The organism is Streptomyces durocortorensis (assembly GCF_016901035.1).
Taxonomy (GTDB): Bacteria; Actinomycetota; Actinomycetes; order Streptomycetales; family Streptomycetaceae; genus Streptomyces; species Streptomyces durocortorensis.
The window spans coordinates 4960-6414 of the sequence record NZ_JAFEUF010000328.1 but is presented as its reverse complement, the minus strand read 5'-3'; the positions used below and the strand labels follow the sequence as shown (position 1 = coordinate 6414).

The following is a 1455-nucleotide window of genomic DNA, read 5'->3' as shown; positions in this document are numbered from 1 at the left end:
CCCTCCCGCCCATGTCCGTCCCACCGCACCGGGCTCCCGGCTGCTGCTGATCACCGACGGACTGGTCGAGGTCCGCAACCAGGACCTCGACCACAGTCTGGCCGCGTTCCTCGATGCGGCGGCGACCGGCCCGCAACAGCTCGAACCCCTCTGCGACCACCTCCTGCACACGTTCGGCCAGGACAAAGAGGACGACATCGCACTCCTTGCCCTGCATCTGCACGAGGACCGGCACCCGGCATAGAGACGGACCGGGCGATCCCACCGTGCCCACACCCTTGACCGCGCCCGGGCGGCGGGGCTCGTATGTGGTGCATGGCAGAGCGGGCGACCCATCGGGACCGGCTCCGCGCCCTGGAGTTCGAGGCCTTCGTGGCGGGCGCGGGCGGCCGCCTGCTGCACACGGCGACGCTGCTCACCGGCGAACCGCCGCAGCCGCCGGGCGCGTGTGTACGGGCCGAGGCGCTGCTGCGCGCGGCGCTCGCCCGTACGTACGCGGACTGGGACCGGCTGCACGGCGGCGACCCCTACGACCGGGCCCGCCGGGAACTGGCCCTCCGCTTCGCCCGGGAGGCCCGGCGCCACCAGCGGCCACGCGGCGGTCTGCTGGACCGGCTGACCCCGATCGAGCGGCTCGTGCTGGTTCTGCGGATCTACGAGGAGGTCGGCGAGGAGCAGACGGCGGCGCTGCTCGGGCTGCCGGCCGACCGGGTGCGGGCGGTGTGCGCGCGGGCGGTGGCGACACTGCTGGCGGGTCCGGACAGGCCTCTGCGCCAGGTTCCCCGGTGACGCCGTGAGCGCCGGCCGCCGGGATTCCGACCCGCGCGAGGAGCAGGTCCGGCGGATGCTGGACGGCCCGCACCCGGCCCTGCCGCCGGACCTGGCCGCGGGGGCGGTGCGGCGTGGCGGACGCCGCATGCGGCTGCGCCGGGCGGCGCACCGGACGGCGGGCTGGCTGCTGGCCGTGGCGCTCGCGGCGCTCCTCGTCTGGGTCGGGATCGAGCAGCCGTGGGCGACCGAGCCCGCCCAGGTCACTCCGCCGTTGGAGGGCTGGTGAGCCGTTGGAATCCCGGTGCGGGAGGCCTACGCTGGAGAGAGCGGCTGTCGTACGAGCCGAGGAGGCCGTGATGACGAGGAAGACCGCAGACTGCCGCAAGTATCCGAGCGAGACGAACTGCACCCTCACCCTCACCGGCGAGGAGGACGAGGTCGTCCGGGCCGCGAGCGAGCACGCGGCGTCGGTCCACGGACATGAGGACGGTCCCGAACTGCGCGAGCAGGTCAGGGGAATGCTGGAGGACGCGGACGAGAAGGTGAGCGCCTGAACGCCGAGACGCGGGGGGGGGGGGGGGGGGGGGGGGGGGGGGGGGGGGGGGGGGGGGGGGGGAGAAGGACCGGAACCACCCGCAAGCCCGGGCAGGAGAAGGGGGGGGGGGGGAGTAGGTTGGGAAGAGG

The 1455-nt window shown here is 74.9% G+C and carries 4 protein-coding genes; all 4 read left to right on the top strand.

The features are described from left to right. Positions 1-244 (top strand): SpoIIE family protein phosphatase (locus JS521_RS32845; RefSeq protein ID WP_205086547.1); only part of this gene is annotated, 244 nt, incomplete at its 5' end. Between the two features lie 71 nt (positions 245-315). Then, positions 316-789: a sigma factor-like helix-turn-helix DNA-binding protein gene (locus JS521_RS32840; RefSeq protein ID WP_205086546.1), complete on the top strand. Its 474-nt coding sequence runs from the start codon at positions 316-318 to the stop codon at positions 787-789. A 4-nt stretch (positions 790-793) separates the two neighbouring features. Continuing rightward, complete coding sequence (locus JS521_RS32835) at positions 794-1057, top strand: hypothetical protein (protein ID WP_205086545.1); 264 nt, start codon at positions 794-796, stop codon at positions 1055-1057. A 70-nt stretch (positions 1058-1127) separates the two neighbouring features. Then, a complete protein-coding gene (locus JS521_RS32830) occupies positions 1128-1325 on the top strand; it encodes a DUF1059 domain-containing protein (protein WP_205086544.1) in 198 nt (65 codons plus the stop codon). Positions 1326-1455 lie beyond the last annotated feature (130 nt).